General features: G+C 63.1%; 1 pseudogene. It reads right to left on the bottom strand.

The features are described 5' to 3' along the window. A pseudogene (locus tag SxD43FB_RS23930) lies at positions 1 to 416 on the bottom strand (IS21 family transposase); the annotation flags it as partial. Positions 417 to 521: the final 105 nt, after the last annotated feature.

The following is a 521-nucleotide window of genomic DNA, read 5'->3' as shown; positions in this document are numbered from 1 at the left end:
AGGGTCTCGCCGGCAACGGTGACCTTGAGACTGTCGCATACCGTGAAATCCGACAGGCCCTGCCGACCGGGCTCATGATGCTGCGGGAAGAAGATCTCCTTCTCGCCGCCGTGCAGTGCCCGCCAGCGGGCGATCCGGCGTTCAAGTGTTCGTCGTATCGCATCGGGAACAGCATCCTCGCCGAACTCGTCCTGGAGCGTCTCGAAGACCGTGACGGCAATGATACCGTCGATCTGGAGCAACTCCTCGACGCGTGGCCAGAATGGCTCGAGCGGATCGGCGCGGGTGCGCCAGTGGCGCTCCTTCTTCTTCTGGGACGGAAGCTGCGGATCGTTCTCGATCCGGCGTGCGCTGCGCTCGCTGATACCGGCCTTGGCAGCCGCGACGGCCTGGGTGTGTTGGCGACGATGGGTCATGAAGAGAAATACCTGCTGATCGGAAATGTGGTGGCCCGGCATCGCAAACCCATCGCTCGTTGTTCGATGAGTGTTCCGATACCACCGCCCGCCACAGCCCCGATC

The organism is Sphingobium sp. D43FB (assembly GCF_002312805.1).
In the GTDB taxonomy this organism is placed as follows: domain Bacteria; phylum Pseudomonadota; class Alphaproteobacteria; order Sphingomonadales; family Sphingomonadaceae; genus Sphingobium.
This window is presented reverse-complemented; position numbering and strand designations above follow the sequence as displayed.